Source organism: Staphylococcus sp. HMSC036D05 (genome assembly GCF_001836225.1).
GTDB lineage: Bacteria > Bacillota > Bacilli > Staphylococcales > Staphylococcaceae > Staphylococcus > Staphylococcus caprae.
Map to the genome: position 1 here is coordinate 15,365 of NZ_KV827772.1, position 18,888 is coordinate 34,252.

The 18,888-nt window shown below is 33.4% G+C and carries 19 protein-coding genes and 1 pseudogene; 15 read left to right on the forward strand and 5 right to left on the reverse strand.

Features of this window, described 5'->3' with window-relative positions; all coding sequences use genetic code 11:
* Positions 1-98: 98 nt before the first annotated feature.
* Positions 99-1,079: a CDF family zinc efflux transporter CzrB gene (czrB, locus tag HMPREF2580_RS00160; RefSeq protein WP_070829989.1), complete on the reverse strand. Its 981-nt coding sequence runs from the start codon at positions 1,077-1,079 to the stop codon at positions 99-101.
* Positions 1,080-1,406, reverse strand: coding sequence for an ArsR/SmtB family transcription factor (locus HMPREF2580_RS00165; protein ID WP_037541876.1), 327 nt, complete (start codon positions 1,404-1,406; stop codon positions 1,080-1,082).
* Positions 1,407-1,550: 144 nt separating this feature from the next.
* Here HMPREF2580_RS00165 and HMPREF2580_RS00170 point away from each other — a divergent pair, with 144 nt between their 5' ends.
* The 6 genes and pseudogenes from HMPREF2580_RS00170 (at position 1,551) to HMPREF2580_RS00195 (ending at position 7,033) form a co-directional block, all read left to right on the forward strand.
* Positions 1,551-2,204 carry an SDR family oxidoreductase gene (locus tag HMPREF2580_RS00170; RefSeq protein ID WP_070829990.1) on the forward strand — a complete coding sequence of 218 codons (654 nt, stop codon included), beginning with the start codon at positions 1,551-1,553 and terminating at the stop codon, positions 2,202-2,204.
* A 474-nt stretch (positions 2,205-2,678) separates the two neighbouring features.
* Positions 2,679-3,617, forward strand: a complete 939-nt coding sequence (locus HMPREF2580_RS00175) for a type I phosphomannose isomerase catalytic subunit (protein ID WP_070829991.1) — start codon at positions 2,679-2,681, stop codon at positions 3,615-3,617.
* Positions 3,618-3,672: 55 nt separating this feature from the next.
* Positions 3,673-3,903, forward strand: coding sequence for a hypothetical protein (locus HMPREF2580_RS00180; protein ID WP_002445619.1), 231 nt, complete (start codon positions 3,673-3,675; stop codon positions 3,901-3,903).
* 194 nt (positions 3,904-4,097) lie between these two features.
* Positions 4,098-5,471 (forward strand): EVE domain-containing protein, encoded by a 1,374-nt coding sequence (locus HMPREF2580_RS00185; RefSeq protein WP_002445618.1) that lies wholly within the window; start codon positions 4,098-4,100, stop codon positions 5,469-5,471.
* Between the two features lie 458 nt (positions 5,472-5,929).
* A pseudogene (locus HMPREF2580_RS00190) lies at positions 5,930-6,339 on the forward strand (DUF393 domain-containing protein).
* 247 nt (positions 6,340-6,586) lie between these two features.
* Complete coding sequence (locus HMPREF2580_RS00195; protein WP_002445616.1) at positions 6,587-7,033, forward strand: Dps family protein; 447 nt, start codon at positions 6,587-6,589, stop codon at positions 7,031-7,033.
* Positions 7,034-7,134: 101 nt separating this feature from the next.
* Here the strand turns inward: HMPREF2580_RS00195 and deoD are convergent, their stop codons facing one another.
* Positions 7,135-7,845, reverse strand: coding sequence for a purine-nucleoside phosphorylase (gene deoD / locus HMPREF2580_RS00200; RefSeq protein WP_002445614.1), 711 nt, complete (start codon positions 7,843-7,845; stop codon positions 7,135-7,137).
* A 213-nt stretch (positions 7,846-8,058) separates the two neighbouring features.
* Here deoD and deoC point away from each other — a divergent pair, with 213 nt between their 5' ends.
* The 5 genes from deoC (at position 8,059) to HMPREF2580_RS00225 (ending at position 12,706) form a co-directional block, all read left to right on the forward strand.
* Positions 8,059-8,721 carry a deoxyribose-phosphate aldolase gene (deoC, locus tag HMPREF2580_RS00205; RefSeq protein ID WP_070829992.1) on the forward strand — a complete coding sequence of 221 codons (663 nt, stop codon included), beginning with the start codon at positions 8,059-8,061 and terminating at the stop codon, positions 8,719-8,721.
* A 26-nt stretch (positions 8,722-8,747) separates the two neighbouring features.
* Positions 8,748-10,049 carry a pyrimidine-nucleoside phosphorylase gene (locus HMPREF2580_RS00210; protein ID WP_070829993.1) on the forward strand — a complete coding sequence of 434 codons (1,302 nt, stop codon included), beginning with the start codon at positions 8,748-8,750 and terminating at the stop codon, positions 10,047-10,049.
* Between the two features lie 12 nt (positions 10,050-10,061).
* Positions 10,062-11,252: a phosphopentomutase gene (deoB, locus tag HMPREF2580_RS00215; protein WP_002445609.1), complete on the forward strand. Its 1,191-nt coding sequence runs from the start codon at positions 10,062-10,064 to the stop codon at positions 11,250-11,252.
* Positions 11,249-11,599: a DoxX family protein gene (locus tag HMPREF2580_RS00220; protein WP_002445608.1), complete on the forward strand. Its 351-nt coding sequence runs from the start codon at positions 11,249-11,251 to the stop codon at positions 11,597-11,599. The genes deoB and HMPREF2580_RS00220 overlap by 4 nt, the downstream gene beginning before the upstream one ends.
* A 264-nt stretch (positions 11,600-11,863) precedes the next feature.
* Positions 11,864-12,706, forward strand: coding sequence for an SDR family oxidoreductase (locus tag HMPREF2580_RS00225; RefSeq protein WP_070829994.1), 843 nt, complete (start codon positions 11,864-11,866; stop codon positions 12,704-12,706).
* Between the two features lie 95 nt (positions 12,707-12,801).
* Here the strand turns inward: HMPREF2580_RS00225 and HMPREF2580_RS00230 are convergent, their stop codons facing one another.
* Positions 12,802-13,272, reverse strand: a complete 471-nt coding sequence (locus HMPREF2580_RS00230) for an S-ribosylhomocysteine lyase (protein ID WP_037541867.1) — start codon at positions 13,270-13,272, stop codon at positions 12,802-12,804.
* Between the two features lie 350 nt (positions 13,273-13,622).
* Here HMPREF2580_RS00230 and HMPREF2580_RS00235 point away from each other — a divergent pair, with 350 nt between their 5' ends.
* From HMPREF2580_RS00235 to HMPREF2580_RS00245, 3 genes are all read left to right on the forward strand, one after another.
* Positions 13,623-14,807: a M20 family metallopeptidase gene (locus tag HMPREF2580_RS00235; RefSeq protein ID WP_070829995.1), complete on the forward strand. Its 1,185-nt coding sequence runs from the start codon at positions 13,623-13,625 to the stop codon at positions 14,805-14,807.
* Positions 14,807-15,997: an L-aspartate--L-methionine ligase LdmS gene (locus tag HMPREF2580_RS00240; protein WP_070830026.1), complete on the forward strand. Its 1,191-nt coding sequence runs from the start codon at positions 14,807-14,809 to the stop codon at positions 15,995-15,997. Before HMPREF2580_RS00235 ends, HMPREF2580_RS00240 begins: the two co-directional genes overlap by 1 nt.
* A 172-nt stretch (positions 15,998-16,169) precedes the next feature.
* Positions 16,170-16,835, forward strand: coding sequence for a DUF2750 domain-containing protein (locus tag HMPREF2580_RS00245; protein ID WP_070829996.1), 666 nt, complete (start codon positions 16,170-16,172; stop codon positions 16,833-16,835).
* A 91-nt stretch (positions 16,836-16,926) separates the two neighbouring features.
* Here HMPREF2580_RS00245 and coaW read toward each other — a convergent pair whose 3' ends face one another.
* The gene (gene coaW / locus HMPREF2580_RS00250) at positions 16,927-17,724 is read right to left on the reverse strand and encodes a type II pantothenate kinase (RefSeq protein WP_037541865.1); all 798 of its coding nucleotides are present in this window, start codon (positions 17,722-17,724) and stop codon (positions 16,927-16,929) included.
* 261 nt (positions 17,725-17,985) lie between these two features.
* On the opposite strand from coaW, the gene HMPREF2580_RS00255 reads away from it, so the two are divergent.
* Complete coding sequence (locus HMPREF2580_RS00255; protein ID WP_002445602.1) at positions 17,986-18,846, forward strand: GNAT family N-acetyltransferase; 861 nt, start codon at positions 17,986-17,988, stop codon at positions 18,844-18,846.
* Positions 18,847-18,888: the final 42 nt, after the last annotated feature.

The following is an 18,888-nucleotide window of genomic DNA, read 5'->3' on the forward strand; positions in this document are numbered from 1 at the left end:
ATTACGAATAACAAATAGGCCGGTCTAGAGTGAATTTGAGGTTAATTCATTTTAGACAGGCCCTTTTTAATGTATACAATTTTAAACTCGAACCATTTTTAATGACTATGGGCGTGTTGATGTGTATGAGAATGATCATGAACGCCAGAGCATAATGTTGATTCGTCATGTTTATGTTTTGGTGTTTCTAATTGTATCGTCATATGTTGAACATTTTGATGTAATAAATCATGTTCGATTGTTTCCAAGAGTGATTCACATTCTTCAACTGTTAAGTGCTCAGGTACAACTGCATGACAACTTAATGCATTCATGTCGTTAGAAATTGTCCACACATGATAATCATGAACATTTTGGATACGCTTATCTTTAGTAATCGTTCTTATAACGGCCTCTAAATCAACATCGCTTGGTGTCCCTTCCATTAAAATATTGAGCGAAGATTTTGCTATGCCATAAGCACTTTTCAAGATAATAAGTGACACTAAAATACTAGCGATAGGATCGGCAACTGTGAAGTTGAATCCCCAAATTAATAATGCTGCTACGATGGCGCCAATAGATCCGAATAAATCGCCTAAAACATGTAAGAAAGCGCCACGCATATTTAGATTATGGGAAGTGTCGCCGCCTCTAAACATAAGTACTGCAACGATGACATTCACGATGAGACCCACCATACTAATGATAAACATTTCTTGTGATTGTACCTCTGGTGGTGCAAAGAATCTACGTATCGCTTCAATAATAATCATGATGCTAATGATAAATAGCGTTACACCATTGAATAGAGCAGCTAATACTTCAAAACGTTTATATCCATAGGTTTTAGTTTGTGTGGCATTCTTTTCAGCATAAATAAAGGCTACAAGTGCGACGCCGAGTGAAATCGTATCGCTTAACATGTGAAATCCATCTGAGAGTAATGCCAAACTATTAGCGACAAACCCACCGATAATTTCAACTATCATAAATAACCCGATAATAATAAATGAAATAAGAAGTACCTTTTTATTATTTGTGTGTACGTGACCGTGTGCATGATTGTGACCGTGATGTTGATGATTATGAGTTGTCATTTAATTTCCACCTTCATTAGGGTGACTTGCATGATGAATGGCTTGTTTCAGTAAAGTGGAGACATGCATGTCATCTAAAGCGTAAATCATAGATTGACCTTGGCGTTTAGATTTTACTAGATGAATACTTTTTAATAACTTAAGCTGATGAGATACGTTGGATTGAGACATGTTCAAAGTGTGAGAAATATGTCCAACACTCGCTTCACCATATTCAAGTAATTCCATAATTCGCAACCGATTTAAATCGCTCAGAGCTTTAAATATTTCTGTGACTCTCGTTAAAGTCTCAATATGAGAATCTACGTCATGTTCAAATTCATTCATCATGCTACACCTCTTTATATGAATATTTGTTCATATATTAATATAATCCACTGGCCACCTTATGTCAATGTGAATTGAATGAAGTTTATCTATGGAAAATAGTGGTAAATATCTTATACGATTTTTATAAGGAGGACGTTGATAATGAGTATTTTATTAATAGGTGCAAACGGTGGCGTAGGTTCAAAATTAGTGCAACAACTCAAAAATGATCATGTAGAATTTACTGCAGGTGTACGTAAAGATGAACAAGTAAAAGATTTAGAAAATGAAGGCGTAAAAGCCACACTCGTTGATGTAGAGAAAGATAATATTGATGACTTAACTAAAAAATTTAAAGAGTTCGATAAAGTGATATTTTCAGTAGGCTCTGGTGGTAGTACAGGTGCGGATAAAACAATTATTGTTGATTTAGATGGCGCAGTTAAAACAATGGAAGCAAGTAAAAAAGCAGGTATCAAACACTATGTGATGGTTTCAACATACGATTCTAGAAGAGAAGCATTTGATCCAAGTGGAGACTTGAAACCATATACGATTGCTAAACACTATTCAGACGATTATTTAAGAAATTCTGGTTTAAATTATACAATTGTTCATCCTGGATTGCTTAAAGATGAAGCGGGTTCAGGAAAAATTGAAGCAGGACTATATTTTGATGATAAAGGTTCAATCCCACGAGAAGATGTTGCCTCAGTACTTAAAGAAGTTGTAACGTCTGATAAATATGCTAATCAAGAGTTTCAAATCGTAAGTGGTGAAAAAGATATTAAAGACGCACTTCAAAAATACGAATAAAATTTGTGATTGTAGTGAATTAATCTTTCTTCAAAGAAGTCGAGTTGTTCAAAAATAACTCGGCTTCTTGCTTTATTTTACATAGATAAAGAGTAAAAGTGATGCTATTCAATTTTTAGTGCCATTGATATAATAATGAGTAACTTCATTTCAACTTTATAGAATATTGTTGAATTTAAATTTAATTAATGACGATTTGTTCTATTTGATTTTAAATAATTATCTTTATTTAAAAAATTCGATACTTCGCTAGAATTTGAAATATGGTACAATCATTAATAGTGATAATGGGGAAGAAATAAAAGTACATAGATACAGGGGTCTATACATATTCAATCATTTAAATCTTTATTTTTTAAATGATTCATATTACGAAGTAAAAGATATTAAAGTATCTGATGGGATGTAAAGATACTAAAGTTAACTTGAAAAACGATAGATTAAGTTAACATGTGAGATAATGGAGGTGTAATTATGCCGTTATTTTTAAAGCCAATTTTTCATGAAAAAGTTTGGGGAGGTAGCAAACTTGAACAATTTGGATACAACCTTCCCAATGCCCATATAGGTGAGTGTTGGGGAATTTCAGCACATCCAAATGGTAAAAGCGAGATTATCAACGGACCATATGCTGGGCAAACGTTAGATCAAGTTTGGAATGATCATAGAGAACTATTTGGCGAATTTCCAAGTAAAGACTTTCCTTTAATGGCCAAAATTGTAGATGCTGAAGCACCTCTATCAATACATGTCCATCCTGATGATTCATATGCATATGAAAATGAAGAAGGACAATACGGTAAGTCTGAATGTTGGTATATTATTGATGCAGAGGAAAATTCCGAAATTACAATTGGAACTCATGCTACATCGCGTGAAGCGTTTGAAAAGCAATTAAATGAAGGCACATTTGAAGAAAACTTGAGAAAAATTAAAGTTAACCCAGGTGACTTTTACTTTATTCCAGCAGGTACAATTCATTCTATTGGAGCTGGAATTATGGCATACGAAACGATGCAATCATCAGATATTTCTTATAGAGTCTATGATTATGATCGAAAAGTAGAAAATGGGGAGCCAAGATCTTTAAATATAGCTAAAGCGTTAGATGTGATGGACTATTCTAGTGAGTTACCAACCATTGTTCCTCAAAACGAAGTGATAGAAAGTCATAATTGTACTCATATTGTATCGAATGATTTCTTCACCATAGTAAAATGGGAAATTTCTGGCACTTTAAATTATATGAAGCCACGTGAATTCTGTCTGATTTCTGTACTAGAAGGCGACGGTAAAATTATCATTGATGGTGAAATTTTCGAAATTCATAAAGGAACTAACTTTGTCTTGACTTCAGAAGATTTAGATAGTGTTTTTGAAGGTGATTTCACACTAATTATCAGCTATATATAACATTTGGTTAGAAGATATATTGCGGTAGAGATTAATGATATAAGGAGCGTTAACGTTGAAACAATTTTTATATATTTCTCTCGTTTGTGGAATTATTGCGGGAGCAGGGATATTCTTACATATGCCACATTATCCATCGCTGATCATACCTAGATGTGTGGCCATATTAGGTATAATAAGTGCTTTAATTACTATTAAAGATAAAGAAATTAATATCATGCTTAAATTAGGAGGAGTAATGATTAATTTACTTCCTCTTTTAGGTAGCCTTATCACTCCTCGTTAAATAATGATTTATAGGTGCAAGTGTCTTCAATAGATACTTGCACTTTTTTACTGAAAATAATTAAAAAAATCAAATAGTTAGTGAATAATGAATATGTATGATAAAAATTATGATAAAATGAATTTAAAATTTGTGAGGAATAGCTCGAATTACGCAAATATATTTATATTATAGGAAAGGTAAGGAGTATCATAATGACTGAGGAAATCAATTATTTTTGGCTAAACTGTGGTTATAATAGATGGAATCACAATGAACCTCTAGTAGGACAAACTACTTTATTTGAATCAGGAGCCCATTTCAATCCTTCTCAAGGCTTTCGTGCCTTTAAAAAAGCTAAGGCTGGAGACAAAGTCATCTTTTATCAAGTACAAACAGACTCTGGCTTATTAGGTATGGGCGAAATTATAAGTGTTCAATCGGGAGCTCAAAATAAAATTAGAGTGGAATTTAAGTTCACCGAAGAATTAAAATCATTAACTACGGATTATTTAAAACGTAGTGAAGCTTTAGATTTTCGTATGAATAATATGAAAGAAACATTATTCAATCAGATTAAGGCATCAGAATTTGATTTAATTGTAAGTTTAGGTAAAGGTGAAACTAAAATTCCTAGGTACTTTTTATTATCAGAAACTGAGGATTTCGAACCTGGCAAAAATTATACAATTTATACACATACTTACAATGGAATTAAAAGAAATGGCTATCATTTCTACACACAACTAGAAGTTGGAGACAATATCATTATTTATAATAAGAAGAAAGAACAATCAGTTGTAGGCTTAGGAGAAGTATCACGTCATATACATGAAAAGCCACCAATTCCAGGTAGAACCAATAGTACAGCTATAGAAATATTATATAACGAAGATATTACACCTATTTCACTTGGACACTTAAATAAGCATCCTAAGTTAAAAAACTTATATTTCTTACAGGAAAATGCCAAACAAGCTATTGCAAGTATGTCGCAAGCACAATATGATGCAATATTAGACATGAGTGCGAATAATGGAATTAAAAATCCATTTGAAACCGTTCAAAAATCTGAGATAACTGAGCATCAGAATGATGACGCACTTAAGCCTTTTATTTTATTAGTTGTTGAGAAAAAAGAAGAAGGTTTAAAAGCAGCGAACGACTTGTTACAAAAGACGAATGCGAATCCAGTAATTACAAGTGGTCATCCTGATTTTACAGAGGATATGCTATATGGTAAATATTTACCAAACGAGACGGGTGCCTTGTATTATCGAGAAGGATTTATTACTCAACTTATGCCAAATAAAGATAAAAATTATCTTGTGATTGATAATTTCAATCGTATAGATCCTGATATTTTCCAAACATATATTAATGTACTTGAAGGTTATGAAGTCACTTTACCAAGATATAATAAGGATGGAAGTATGATTAAGTGGTCTAAGAATAAAGATTCGTTCTATCATTTTAATCCCAATTGGCACATTATAGGTGTGACTTACGATTCTATTGACGAAATTAAGGAAAAATATTCACAACAATTCCTTAAATACACACGTATCGTCCGCGTAAAAAATGATTAGGGAGCGGGACAGAAATATAATTTAGTAAAATTATTTTCGTTGTCCCTCACCCAACTTTCATTGTTTGTAGAATTTCTTAAAAAGAAATTCTCTATGTTGGGGCCCCGCCGGCAAGGATGGCTAGGATTGAAGAAGCTTGATATAAGCGCACTTTCAATTCAGACATCTACTGCTAATACGTTGAATTAAACTGTAATATTAAATTTTGTGCCACTCTCTTATGCAATAGACAAAGTCTATTGTAAACCTTTAAAGAAGTACTGGTTTCTTTGAAAGCTAGTACTTCATATTTAAACCTAGAACTTCAAATCAATATCTATATTTATTCCCTTTAAAATTGTCATTAACAGTGATGATAATTTTAAAGGGAGTTTTTCTATTGAGACATGGGTGTTTAATTTTATTTTAAAAAAGGAAATATATTTATATATAGATGACAATAAGGAGGGTATTTAATTATGCCTATTATTTATTATGACGGTAATTGTGTATATTGTTATAATTACGCAATTTGGTTAATTCAAAACGGTCTTTCTCATAGATATGAATTTGCAACAATAAAGGCAAATATGGAGAACACTTTTTCAAACAATACCCTGAAGCTGAAAATAGAAATAGTGTGATATTGCAAGAGGGCAATCATTTAGAGTACAAATCAAATGCAATTGCAACGCTCATCACTTCATTGCCTAATAACCATAAATGGCTCGGTATAGGTTTAAGAGTAGTGCCTAAACCATTACGTGATCTAGGTTATAACTTATTTGCGAATAATAGAGATAAAATGTGGAAAACACATTGGCATAAGCCAACAGAATATGAAAAATCTTTCTTTTTAGATGATAATGCAAAAATTAAGTTAACTTAATTGATAATAATAAGTTCTAATTGATAATATAATATTATAAGGGAAAAAGCTGAGCTGTGATGTTCAAGCTTTAGAATAAGGGCGTTTTAAAGAAAGAATAGTATTTCATTCCGTAGACTTCTGTCACAAACTAGATATTTATTTATAATTACTACAAATAAAAGTGTGATTTTGCTTTACAGATTATAATTATTATAATATAATAGTCGTTGTAATTAAGAAGGAAACAGTTAAGGAGTGTATTTAGATGAGTAATCAACAAGATGTAGTAAAAGAATTAAATCAACAAGTAGCAAACTGGACAGTAGCATATACGAAATTACACAATTTCCATTGGTACGTTAAAGGACCTAATTTCTTCTCATTACACACTAAATTTGAAGAACTTTATGATGAAGCAAGTCAATATGTAGATGATTTAGCAGAAAGAATTTTAGCAATTGGTGGTAATCCAATTGGAACGCTAACAGAAAGCTTAGATAAATCAATTGTAAAAGAAGCTGGAAAAAATTATGCAGCTGAACAAATGGTAGAAGAACTTTCTAAAGATTTCACTAATATTTCTAAACAATTAGAAAATGCAATTGAAGTCGCAGGTAATGCAGGTGACGATGTATCAGAAGATATGTTTATTGGCATGCAAACTTCAGTAGATAAACACAACTGGATGTTACAATCATATTTAGGTAAATAATTGAATAGTTAAAGCAAACACTTTGTTAAGTGTAAGTGATATAAATAAAGAGGGAACAAGTCTCCAAGTAGGCTTGCTCCCTCTTCTTATTTTGTATCTGATTATTCTGCGATTTCTAAAGCGATTTCCATCATTTGTGTAAATGAATTTTGTCTTTCTTCAGCACTTGTTGCTTCATCACGTAAAATGTGGTCACTTACTGTGAAAACGCCAAGCGCCTTTTTACCAGAATGAATCGCGTTTAAGTATAAGCCTGCGGATTCCATTTCGATACCTAAGATACCCATTTTCTTCCATGCGTCATTAAATGTAGTATCAGCGTTGTAGAAAGTATCAGAAGATAATACGTTTCCTACATGAGAGATCGCACCAATTTCATCTGCTGCTTTTTTCGCCTTAGTGACTAAATCAAAGTCGGCAATAGGTGCAAAGTGTCCAGGAATATTAAATTGATCTACGTAATTTGAGTTTGTAGAAGCGGCTTGAGCAATGATGACATCATATAAGTTGACGTCCTCCTGAAGCGCACCACATGAGCCAACTCGAATAATTGTATCTACATCAAAGAAATTGTATAACTCATATGAATAAATTCCGATACTAGGAATACCCATTCCTGACCCCATTACAGAAACTTCTTTACCTTTATATGTACCTGTATAACCGAACATATTTCGAACTTCATTGAATTGTTCCACATTCTCTAAAAAATGATCTGCAATATATTTAGCACGCAAGGGATCTCCTGGCATTAATACTGTTTTAGCAATTTTCACACCATTTGGTTGAATATGTGGTGTACCGTTTGTCATTTGTCATCTTCTCCTTATTTTAAAACGATTAATATGGTTAAAAACCTCTCTATTACAATAATAAGATAACATTTGTTTATCTTTTTTGCGAATTTTTGTACTATATAATTGTAGGCAAATATTATGTGATTATTAACTAAGTATTAATGTTATATTTAATATTTATAACTGAGGAATATATTGCATTTTATTTTGGAAAATGGAGGAATGGAAATGAATAAAGCAAAATATATAGACCACACATTATTAAAGCCAGATTCAACACGTGAGCAAATTGATACGATCATTGAAGAGGCCAAAACATATCAATTTAAGTCTGTATGTATAAACCCGAGCCATGTGGCATATGCTGCTCAAAAATTAAAAGAAACGGATGTACTTGTATGTACAGTCATCGGCTTCCCGTTAGGTGCTACTACGACAAATGCGAAAATTTTTGAAACAGAAGAAGCAATCAAGAATGGCGCTTCAGAAATTGATATGGTGATTAATATCGGCGCATTAAAAGATAAACGCTACGATGATGTGCAAAAAGATATAGAAGGCGTTATAGGCGCAGCTAATGGTAAAACAGTCAAAGTCATTATTGAAACTGTGTTATTAACGGATGAAGAAAAGGTTAAAGCTTGTGAATTAGCTGAAAAAGCTGGTGCTGATTTTGTTAAGACGTCTACAGGATTTGCAGGTGGGGGTGCCACACCTGAAGATGTTAAATTAATGAAGGATACAGTAGGTGATCGTTTAGAAGTTAAAGCCTCTGGAGGCGTTAGAAATCTTGAAGACTTTAACAAAATGATTGAAGCTGGAGCGACTAGAATTGGGGCGAGTGCAGGAGTACAAATCATTAAGGGACTTGAATCCGACTCAGATTATTAAACAATTCATTTAAGGGAATGATTTTTATGAGAATGGTCGATATTATCGAAAAGAAACGTGACGGACATGCTTTAAGTAAAGAAGAAATTGAATTCTTTATTAAGGGTTATACAAAAGGTGACATACCTGATTATCAAGCTTCAAGTTTAGCTATGGCTATCTTTTTTCAAGATATGAACGAAGAAGAACGAGCGGCAATGACAATGGCGATGGTCAATTCAGGTGATCGAATCGATTTATCGCAAATTCATGGTACTAAAGTAGATAAACATTCTACGGGTGGTGTAGGAGATACAACAACGCTTGTACTTGCGCCTTTAGTTGCATCAGTAGGGGTACCTGTGGCCAAAATGAGTGGTCGTGGATTAGGTCATACAGGCGGAACAATTGATAAGTTAGAGTCAGTAAAAGGTTTTAATGTTGAAATCAGTGAAGAAGATTTTATTAAATTGGTCAATGACAATCAAGTAGCAGTCATAGGGCAATCTGGCAACCTAACACCTGCTGACAAAAAACTTTATGCATTACGTGATGTAACAGGGACAGTTAATTCAATACCACTCATTGCTTCATCTATTATGAGTAAGAAAATAGCCGCTGGGGCAGACGCTATTGTTTTAGATGTAAAGACAGGTAGCGGTGCTTTTATGAAAACATTAGAAGATGCAGAAGCATTAGCGCATGCAATGGTAAGTATAGGTAATAATGTAGGTAGAAATACTATGGCAATTATTTCAGATATGAGTCAACCATTGGGACGTGCAATTGGAAATGCATTAGAGTTGCAAGAAGCAATTGATACATTAAAAGGTCAAGGGCCTGATGATTTAACAGAACTCGTATTAACGTTAGGTTCTCAAATGGTTGTTTTAGCAGGTAAAGCAAGTACGCTAGATGAGGCGAGACAGCTTCTTGAAAGTGCAATCCACACAGGACAAGCATTAGAAAAGTTTAAAACATTTATTAGTAATCAAGGCGGCGATGCGTCTATCGTCGATCACCCTGAACAATTGCCACGTGCGCGCTATCAAATTCATTTTCAAGCACAGAAAGATGGCATGATTACTGAAATGATTGCGAATGAAATTGGCGTAGCTTCAATGATGCTTGGAGCAGGTCGTCAAACCAAAGAAGATGTCATCGACCTTGGCGTAGGTATTGTTCTGAATAAAAAGGTCGGCGATCGTGTTACTAAAGGTGATAGTATTCTTACTATTCATAGTAATAAAGAAAATGTTGATGAAATATTAGACAAATTACAAGAGAGTATTACAATTGAGGAAAAAGGTGAAGTTCCAACCTTAATTCATAAAATAATAACTGAGTAGGAGATGTAAAGAATGACTACAGCGTTTAATCGAATTCATCTTATCGTCATGGATTCAGTGGGTATTGGTGAAGGTCCAGATGCAGTTGCCTTCAATGATGAAGGTTCACATACGTTAAAGCATACACTAGAAGGATTTAACCAAGATCTTCCTAATCTTCAAAGATTAGGTTTAGGGAATATCGATACTTTACCAGTAATTTCAAAGGTTGATAAACCTGGCGCATTTTATACTAAATTGAGCGAAGCTTCAGTTGGTAAAGATACGATGACTGGACATTGGGAAATTATGGGTCTAAATATTATGCAACCATTTAAAGTTTATCCTGATGGCTTTCCAGATGAATTAGTTAAAGAAATTGAAGCAATGACGGGACGTAAAGTTGTAGCAAACCGTCCAGCTTCAGGCACACAAATTATTGATGAGTGGGGCAAGCATCAAATGGAGACAGGGGATTTAATCGTCTATACAAGTGCAGACCCTGTGTTACAAATAGCTGCCCATGAAGATATCATCCCATTAGAAGAATTGTATGATATTTGCGAAAAGGTCCGCGAGTTAACGAAAGACCCTAAATATTTAATTGGTCGTATTATCGCAAGACCATATGTGGGTGAACCAGGGAATTTCACTCGTACATCTAATCGCCATGATTATGCGTTAAAACCTTTTGGAAAAACAGTCATGAATTCATTGAAAGATAATCATTACGATGTCATTGCCATTGGTAAAATTAATGACATTTATGATGGCGAAGGTGTGACAGAGGCGATTCGTACTAAAAATAATATGGATGGCATGGATCAACTTATCGAAGTGGTTAAAAAAGACTTTACTGGTATCAGTTTCTTGAATTTAGTCGATTTCGATGCGCTATATGGTCATCGTCGTGATAAAGAAGGGTACGCACAAGCGATCAAAGATTTTGATAATCGTTTACCTGAATTAATTGATCATTTACAAGAGGATGATTTAGTGATTATTACAGCGGACCACGGAAATGATCCAATCGCTGATGGCACAGACCATACACGTGAATATATTCCAGTATTAATGTTTAGTCCAAAAATTAATGAATATCACGAACTATCACAAGACACGACATTCAGTTCAATTGGTGCTACGATTGCAGATAACTTCAACGTAGAACTACCAGAATACGGTAAAAGCTATTTAAAAGAAATGGGAGTTGAACACGAATGAAATTGTTAAGATTTCTATTAGGCTTAGGATTTGGAACAGCAGGCGTTCTTCACTTTACAAATGAACGTCAATTTAGAAATATTGTTCCAGATTACTTACCATTACAAAAGACAGCTGTACTTGTGACAGGTGTTTTCGAAATCTTCTTTGGTGTGATGTTAGTGCTTAAAAGACCAGCAAACTGGTTGAAAAAAGGTATTAATTTATTCTTATTAGCAGTATTTCCAGCAAATATTTACATGGCTCGAAAAGAATTACCATTAGGTGACAAAGAGGTCCCTAAATGGGCGCTTTATTTAAGATTGCCATTACAGTTTGTATTGATGGGTATTGTTAAAAAATTATAATTAAGCCATTCGATAAACATACTAAGATGAGCTATGTGGAGATTTATGACGATAGATTTCTTCATAGCTATTTTTATTTATTGAGAGAAGCTTGATATAAGCGTACTATAAATCCAGTCATCTTCTGCCAATATGTTTAAGAAGACTGAGATATCACTTGATGTCCTTGCCTAGTGGTTGTGATTAATTTTCTAAAATTCGGGAAACTATAATAAACTCTTAGAGGAGAGTAATTAAGGAATGTAGTAAAAAGGAGTTATGTTTATGTTAATCATTACTGGTGCTACTGGCACTTTAGGTCAACTTGTAGTTGAGGAAGCATTAAAAGTATTTCCAGCGAATGAAGTAGGCGTAAGTGTAAGAGATGCTTCAAAAGCACAAGAATTAGTCAAAAGAGGCGTGAGTGTAAGAGAAGGCGACTTTAAAAAAGCTGAGTCATTAACACAAGCGTTTGATGGTGCAGATGATTTATTAGTTATTTCGGGAAATGGTCAAGGTGAGGAACTTGTACAGGCTCATAAAAACGTAATTGAAGCGGCTAAACAAGTCGGCGTCAAACGTATATTATATACTAGCCAAATTGGTAGCGCGCCTCAATCTCATTTCCAACCTATGGTCGATCATTATCAAACTGAGCAATTATTAGAAGAAAGTGGATTAAACTTTATTGCATTAAGAAATGGATTCTATTCAGCTAGTGGTCAACAATTCTTCTTAGGTGGACTGCAAGATGGTCAATTGAAATTGCCTAAAGATGGTCCTGTAAACTGGACAACACATGAAGATTTAGCTGAAGGCATTGTCAAAATTATTCAAGATGAAAATTTTGATGAAAAATACCCACAATTAACAAGTTCACGTGCGATTACTATGGAAGAAATTGCAAATGAATACAAACAAGATGGCATTGAAAGAGTCGTTATTAGTAGTGATGAATATAAAGAAGCGTTAAGTTTTATTCCAAATTTACCAGAGGAAATGAAACAAATGTTTGTTGATATTTTTGAAGCAAGTGCAGATGGAGATTTTAATAAAACATCTCCATTATTAGAACAATTATTAGGACGTAAACCTCAAGACATTGTAGATATTTTAAATAATAAATAATTTAGCTGTTTAAAAACATGCAGAATGAAAAAAGCCTCTAGATTAACCTTGTAATAAAAGTTAGTCTAGAGGTTTATTTAAGTTGATTGAATTAATTATTTTCCTTCGCCGTAAATATCATTCCATTGTTCACGTTTGTCTAAAAAGGCTTGAGCGATTTCTTTTGCACCTTCTAATGAATGACTTGCAGCCCAACCGCATTGTACTTCATTACATGCTGGAACTTCAGTCGCATTTAAGACATCGTTTAAAGTTTTTTCAACAATATTTAAAACATCTTCATAATCATCATGATTAATAAATGATACATAGAAGCCTGTTTGACAACCCATAGGACTTAAATCTACTACTTTGTCTGTATGATTTCTAATATTTTCAGCCATTAAATGTTCTAATGAATGTAAACCAGGCATTTCCATATGTTCTTTGTTAGGTTGTTTGAAACGAATATCATATTTATGAATGACATCCCCGTTTAAACCTTCCATCGTACCAGCCAAACGAATGAATGGGGCAACGACTTTTGTATGATCCAAATTAAAACTTTCAACGTTCATTTTAGGCATTTCATAATCCTCCTTATTGCGAATACGCAACATATTGTTCAATTCAATAGTTAGATTGTAACAATCCTTTTCATGATTTACAATTTTGAAAAATATCGAGACAAAGTTGGAAATTGAATTGTAAGAAAATTGTGTAAATATAATTAAAAGTAATGACAACGCTAATTTAATCCGATAGAATAAGTAATAATTAAATTGAAGTCACAATGGCAAAGCTATAAATCTTCACAATAAGGTTTATCTAATATGTATATCGTTTAATTATATAAGAAATCTATCAATGCTTTTCATCTTAATCAATGTGAAGCAAAAATGATGAGATGGCAATGTTTCAAAGGGAGTTAGATACAATGAGTGCTAAACAAGAGATTTTAGATTTTATTGAAAATAAAAAATATGATTATGTCGAAATCAGTCATCGTATTCATGAACGCCCTGAATTAGGAAATGAAGAAATTTTTGCTTCAAGAACATTAATCGACATTTTAAGAGCTTATGAGTTTGAAATTGAAACAGATATCGCTGGTCATGCGACAGGTTTTATCGCTTCTTATGATTCCAATAAGCCGGGGCCTACAATCGGCTTTTTAGCTGAATATGATGCTTTACCGGGTCTTGGACATGCATGTGGTCATAATATTATAGGTACTGCAAGTGTGTTAGGCGGCACAGCTTTAAAACAAGTCATCGATGATAAAGGTGGCAAAGTTGTGGTGTTAGGTTGTCCAGCTGAAGAGGGTGGCGAGAACGGTTCGGCGAAAGCCTCTTATGTGAAAGCAGGTATCATTGATGATATAGATGTTGCGCTTATGGTGCATCCTGGTAATGAAACATATCGTACAATCGATACGCTTGCAGTAGATGTATTGGATATTAAATTTTATGGACGCAGTGCCCATGCTTCTGAAAATGCAGACGAAGCACTGAATGCTTTAGATGCTATGATTACCTATTTTAATGGTGTGGCTCAACTCAGACAGCATATTAAAAAGAGCCAACGCGTGCATGGTGTTATTTTAGACGGTGGTAAAGCTGCAAATATTATTCCTGACTTTACACATGCTCGTTTTTACACGAGAGCCACGACGCGTAAAGAATTAGATATTTTAACTGAAAAGGTTAATCAAATTGCACGAGGTGCAGCAATTCAAACGGGTTGCGATTATGAATTTGGCCCAATTCAAAATGGGGTGAATGAGTTTATTAAGTCACCAAAGCTCGATGATTTATTTGAAAAATATGCAATTGAAATGGGCGAAGATGTCATCGATGACGATTTTGGTTATGGTTCGACAGATACGGGTAATGTAAGTCACATCGTGCCTACGATTCATCCGCACATTAAAATAGGTTCTGGAAATTTAGTGGGCCATACGCATCGCTTTAGAGAAGCGGCAGCAAGTGTACATGGGGACCAGGCATTGATAAGAGGGGCTAAAATCTTAGCTTTAATGGGCTTAGAATTAATTGAAAATGAGCAGTTGTTCAATGAAATAGTTGAAGAACATACTCATAAAAAGGGGCATGTTAAATGATGAATGAAAAAGTGAAAGGACCTATGTTAACACTGAGTGATCTATACAATGACGATGTAGTATATACATCCAGGCCTTCATATATTTCCAATCCGTGGTTAAAACCTGATGAACATCAATCAAACTTTTTAACGGGAAGAGAATTGCTTATCGCAAATCAGTTCCCAGTTATTGTGCATGAGGCAAGTGTTACTGAGAAATTAGAACAATTATTTAAATTGGTTGGGAAACAAATACCTGAACATATATATAAATTTAAGAATAAAGAAACGTATGAAGCATTAATTAAACAACTCGCACATGAAAAAGGGAAAAAGATTTATTTTCAATATATTCATGATGAAGATATCTTAGAGAAAGAGTTTTACGCATTAGACAAGGATATCTTTGTAGCTCTAAATAATAAATCTCGAATTCCTGAATGGACTAATTATAAATATGTACCTAAAAGAGACATTGTACCTATAGAAGAATTTGAAACGCGTATCCAATCATGGTCATATCCATTTGTAATTAAACCCGGTGATGATTTACCTACAGCCGGTGGGTATGGCGTGATGATTTGTTATAACGATGAAGATTTAGAAAAGGCGATAACACGTATTAAAGAAGCTACTGAAGCTACAGAACAATTAATTATTGAACAAAAGATTGAAGCAGTAAATAATTATTGCGTTCAATATGCTTACTCGGATGAACTAGGATTACAATATTTAGGAACAGCACAACAACTGACTAATGATTATGGCTTTTATAACGGCAACGAAAATGTGACTGATGTTCCACAATATGTGATTGACGCTGGCAGAGAGATCATGAAAATAGGAGTGAGTAAAGGCTTCTTTGGTGTTGCTGGTTTTGATTTACTTGTAGATAAAAATGACGATGTTTTTGCGATTGATTTAAATTTTAGGCAAAATGGTTCGACAAGTATGCTATTACTCGCTAATGACTTAACTGAAGGATATCACAAATTTTATAGTTATTTTTCAAAAGGAGATAACACACATTTCTTTAACACGATTCTTAAATACGTAGAAAAAGGCGTATTATATCCTTTATCTTATTACGATGGCGATTGGTATGGTAAAGATGAAGTGAATTCTCGATTCGGATGTATATGGCATGGTGCAAATAGATCAGACATTATTGAGTATGAAAATGCGTTTATCAAAGAACTAGGTTTATAGAAAATAGTATGACGCTTGGTTTAAAATGATTACCTTTCAATTTATTATTTTCTTAATATTCAGATATTAAATTCTTGAAATGTTTATATTTTGCATAATTGACTAACAATTCTAAGTCATTTAAGATTTTGATTGTAAACGATACGAATAACTAATGAATTGAGGGTTAAGCATGTCATATAAACATGAAGCATTTTTCAAAGATATTTTAATCAACGAATATATTTATTTTGCTTCAAAAAATAAGAAATTAGTGAGATTAAATCAAAAAAATCAATCCTATATTGCGATGTGGACGGACGAATCTGTAGCAGAGTCTTATTTATCTCAAAATTCTGTTGAGTTTGACAAGATTGTCCGTGCGGATATCGACCGTTTTGTCACATATGAAATGGATGATTTGTTTGATAACGGGGATGAAATTCTAGTAAATATTACTGAAGAAGAACAAGGTCATTTAGTGGATGTTGTCAAAATGACTGACGAGTTAATGTCAGAACTCGATGAAATTAGAATGAAAGAATTTGTAAAAGATGTAGCTAAATATGATGAAGTATATGGTTTAACTAATAAAGGCGAGAAAAACTTTATTATGATTAGTGATGATGACCATCATAAACCTCATATTATGCCGGTATGGAGCATTAAAAATCGTGCACGTAAAGTGCGAGACGAAGATTTTGAAGAATGCGAAATTATCGAAATTGAAGGTAAAGTATTTGGTGAATGGTTAGATAAGTTACGTGATGATGATAAAGCAGTAGCTGTAGATTTAAAACCTGGGGTTGTAGGTACTGTATTATCAGCACAGAAACTTTCTAATGAAATTACTTTTTAAAATATGATAAGTATAAAAAATAGGAGCAAGGTAGAAATCTAATTTTTAGTAAGATGATTTCTATACCTTGCTCTTTTTTTATGAATATGAGTTAGAGGTAGATTGCACCTAATGCGCCTGAAAACGCGCCATGTTCAATATAATAAGGTTTAAATCCTCTTAAAACAGTGTAATCTTCAATGACTTCGCGTAATAAATGATTATTATTAAAAGATGAGCCGATGTAGACTACATTCTCAGTGTGATATTCACGAGCTAATGTAATAGCCATCGTTGTAATTACTTCACCGACGACACCAATAACAGAAGCAAGTTTATCCGCAGAAGAAAAATTCTCATCTAGATGATGTAGGACATTTCCAAAGTTAGCAGCAGTTAAATCGCCAGAAATCGGTGGTTCAGTATCTTTATAAATATGTTTGACCTTCAAATCAATCGAATCTCGACAGCCACCTTGTGCTAAATTAGTTAATTCAGTGTAATCAGTTAAGTTTGATAACAGGTAACCTAGCCCTTGGATCATACCGCCTCCAGTTCCGACACCACCCACACGTTGTTGATCTTTACCATCAAAGTAATGCAGTGAAGTCCCTGTACCAACATTTGCAAATATATAATTTTCAAGATGATGTCCTTGTTCTTTCAAAAGAATACCTAGCCCTTTTGAGGAAGCGTCAAATTCCACAAAAGTTTGAGCTGGAATCGTAATATTTTCTGCAATAACACCAGCATTACCACCAGTTAAATGAAGTGAGTCGATTGTTTCATGATTTAACCAATCAATCACTTTCTCTATATTTGTAGTTAATTCTGTTCTGTATGAACGTTTATCATTTTGTTCTTGAACAATCTTTATTAAAGTGCCCCCGGCATCAATACCGACCTTCATATGATTATCACTCCACATCAAAAATACGTCACTCATAATAGTATATTAAAATTTTTGAAAAACAAGTGCAATTTAATTAAAAATCACTTTATGGTTGTTAATTTACTTTAATAGGGTATGGACATTGTAAGAATCTTTTTTGTAAAAGGGTAAAGTAAATCAATCCTTGTCAAATCAGTAAATTTCTACAATCTTAAATAGTAATCGATATTTAATTCATATATAATTAATAGTGTAACTAATGAATAGGGGATTAATCATATGTTTATCAAAAAAGAGTTTGAAGATATTATAGTTCAAGTCTTCGAGGAAAAGTATCGCGAAGCAGTACAAGAGTTTGAGTTAAGTGAAAGACAACAAATTTATTCTTCACTACCGAAAGATGTTTTAGATGACGCTTTAAATGATGACAATAGAGTAGCTAATATCGCTATGAATCAACATGGGGAAGTCGTGGGATTCTTTGTTTTGCATCAATTTTATCAACATGAAGGTTATGATACACCAGAAAATGTCGTATATGTTCGTTCATTGTCAGTGAATGAGAAATTTCAAGGTCATGGTTATGGCACAAAAATGATGATGTTTTTACCACAGTATGTGCAAGAATTGTTCCCAGATTTTAATCATTTGTATCTTGTCGTAGATGCGGAAAATAAAGGAGCATGGAATGTTTATGAGCGTGCTGGTTTCATGCATACGGCAACCAAAGAGGAAGGACCAATCGGTAAAGAGCGTCTTTACTACTTAGATTTAGATTCTAAACATGTGTCTTCACTTCGATTAGTTGAAAGTGAAACATCGGAAGAAGCAAATATTCATGTAATTAACTTACTTAAAGATAAAGAAAAAGTTGGATTTATCGCTGTAGAGCAAATCGAAAATAGAATGAGAATTTCTGCAATTGAAGTCAATAAAGAACACAGAAATGAAGGTATTGCTGAAAGTGCACTTCGCCAACTGCCAACGTATATTCGTAAAAACTTTGATAGTATTAAAGTTTTGGCAATCACTTTATATGGTGAACATAATGAATTGAAACCTTTATGTGTAAATAGTAATTTTGTAGTCATTGAAGAAGCTGAAGATTATGTACTATTTGAAAAATACATAAACTATTAGTTGTGATTGCGAAATCACATGTTGTCATTTATAATTTATTTT

What these genes read in the sequence shown, in the direction of transcription:
- deoD (WP_002445614.1), bottom strand. Translation starts at nt 7,845, where the DNA reads ATGACAAACGGTACACCACATATTCAACCAAATGGTGTGAAAATTGCT.
- HMPREF2580_RS00240 (WP_070830026.1), top strand. Translation starts at nt 14,807, where the DNA reads ATGAATGAAAAAGTGAAAGGACCTATGTTAACACTGAGTGATCTATAC.
- HMPREF2580_RS00245 (WP_070829996.1), top strand. Translation starts at nt 16,170, where the DNA reads ATGTCATATAAACATGAAGCATTTTTCAAAGATATTTTAATCAACGAA.
- HMPREF2580_RS00165 (WP_037541876.1), bottom strand. Translation starts at nt 1,406, where the DNA reads ATGAATGAATTTGAACATGACGTAGATTCTCATATTGAGACTTTAACG.
- coaW (WP_037541865.1), bottom strand. Translation starts at nt 17,724, where the DNA reads ATGAAGGTCGGTATTGATGCCGGGGGCACTTTAATAAAGATTGTTCAA.
- deoC (WP_070829992.1), top strand. Translation starts at nt 8,059, where the DNA reads ATGAATAAAGCAAAATATATAGACCACACATTATTAAAGCCAGATTCA.
- HMPREF2580_RS00255 (WP_002445602.1), top strand. Translation starts at nt 17,986, where the DNA reads ATGTTTATCAAAAAAGAGTTTGAAGATATTATAGTTCAAGTCTTCGAG.
- HMPREF2580_RS00195 (WP_002445616.1), top strand. Translation starts at nt 6,587, where the DNA reads ATGAGTAATCAACAAGATGTAGTAAAAGAATTAAATCAACAAGTAGCA.
- HMPREF2580_RS00235 (WP_070829995.1), top strand. Translation starts at nt 13,623, where the DNA reads ATGAGTGCTAAACAAGAGATTTTAGATTTTATTGAAAATAAAAAATAT.
- deoB (WP_002445609.1), top strand. Translation starts at nt 10,062, where the DNA reads ATGACTACAGCGTTTAATCGAATTCATCTTATCGTCATGGATTCAGTG.
- HMPREF2580_RS00170 (WP_070829990.1), top strand. Translation starts at nt 1,551, where the DNA reads ATGAGTATTTTATTAATAGGTGCAAACGGTGGCGTAGGTTCAAAATTA.
- czrB (WP_070829989.1), bottom strand. Translation starts at nt 1,079, where the DNA reads ATGACAACTCATAATCATCAACATCACGGTCACAATCATGCACACGGT.
- HMPREF2580_RS00220 (WP_002445608.1), top strand. Translation starts at nt 11,249, where the DNA reads ATGAAATTGTTAAGATTTCTATTAGGCTTAGGATTTGGAACAGCAGGC.
- HMPREF2580_RS00185 (WP_002445618.1), top strand. Translation starts at nt 4,098, where the DNA reads ATGACTGAGGAAATCAATTATTTTTGGCTAAACTGTGGTTATAATAGA.
- HMPREF2580_RS00210 (WP_070829993.1), top strand. Translation starts at nt 8,748, where the DNA reads ATGAGAATGGTCGATATTATCGAAAAGAAACGTGACGGACATGCTTTA.
- HMPREF2580_RS00175 (WP_070829991.1), top strand. Translation starts at nt 2,679, where the DNA reads ATGCCGTTATTTTTAAAGCCAATTTTTCATGAAAAAGTTTGGGGAGGT.
- HMPREF2580_RS00230 (WP_037541867.1), bottom strand. Translation starts at nt 13,272, where the DNA reads ATGCCTAAAATGAACGTTGAAAGTTTTAATTTGGATCATACAAAAGTC.
- HMPREF2580_RS00225 (WP_070829994.1), top strand. Translation starts at nt 11,864, where the DNA reads ATGTTAATCATTACTGGTGCTACTGGCACTTTAGGTCAACTTGTAGTT.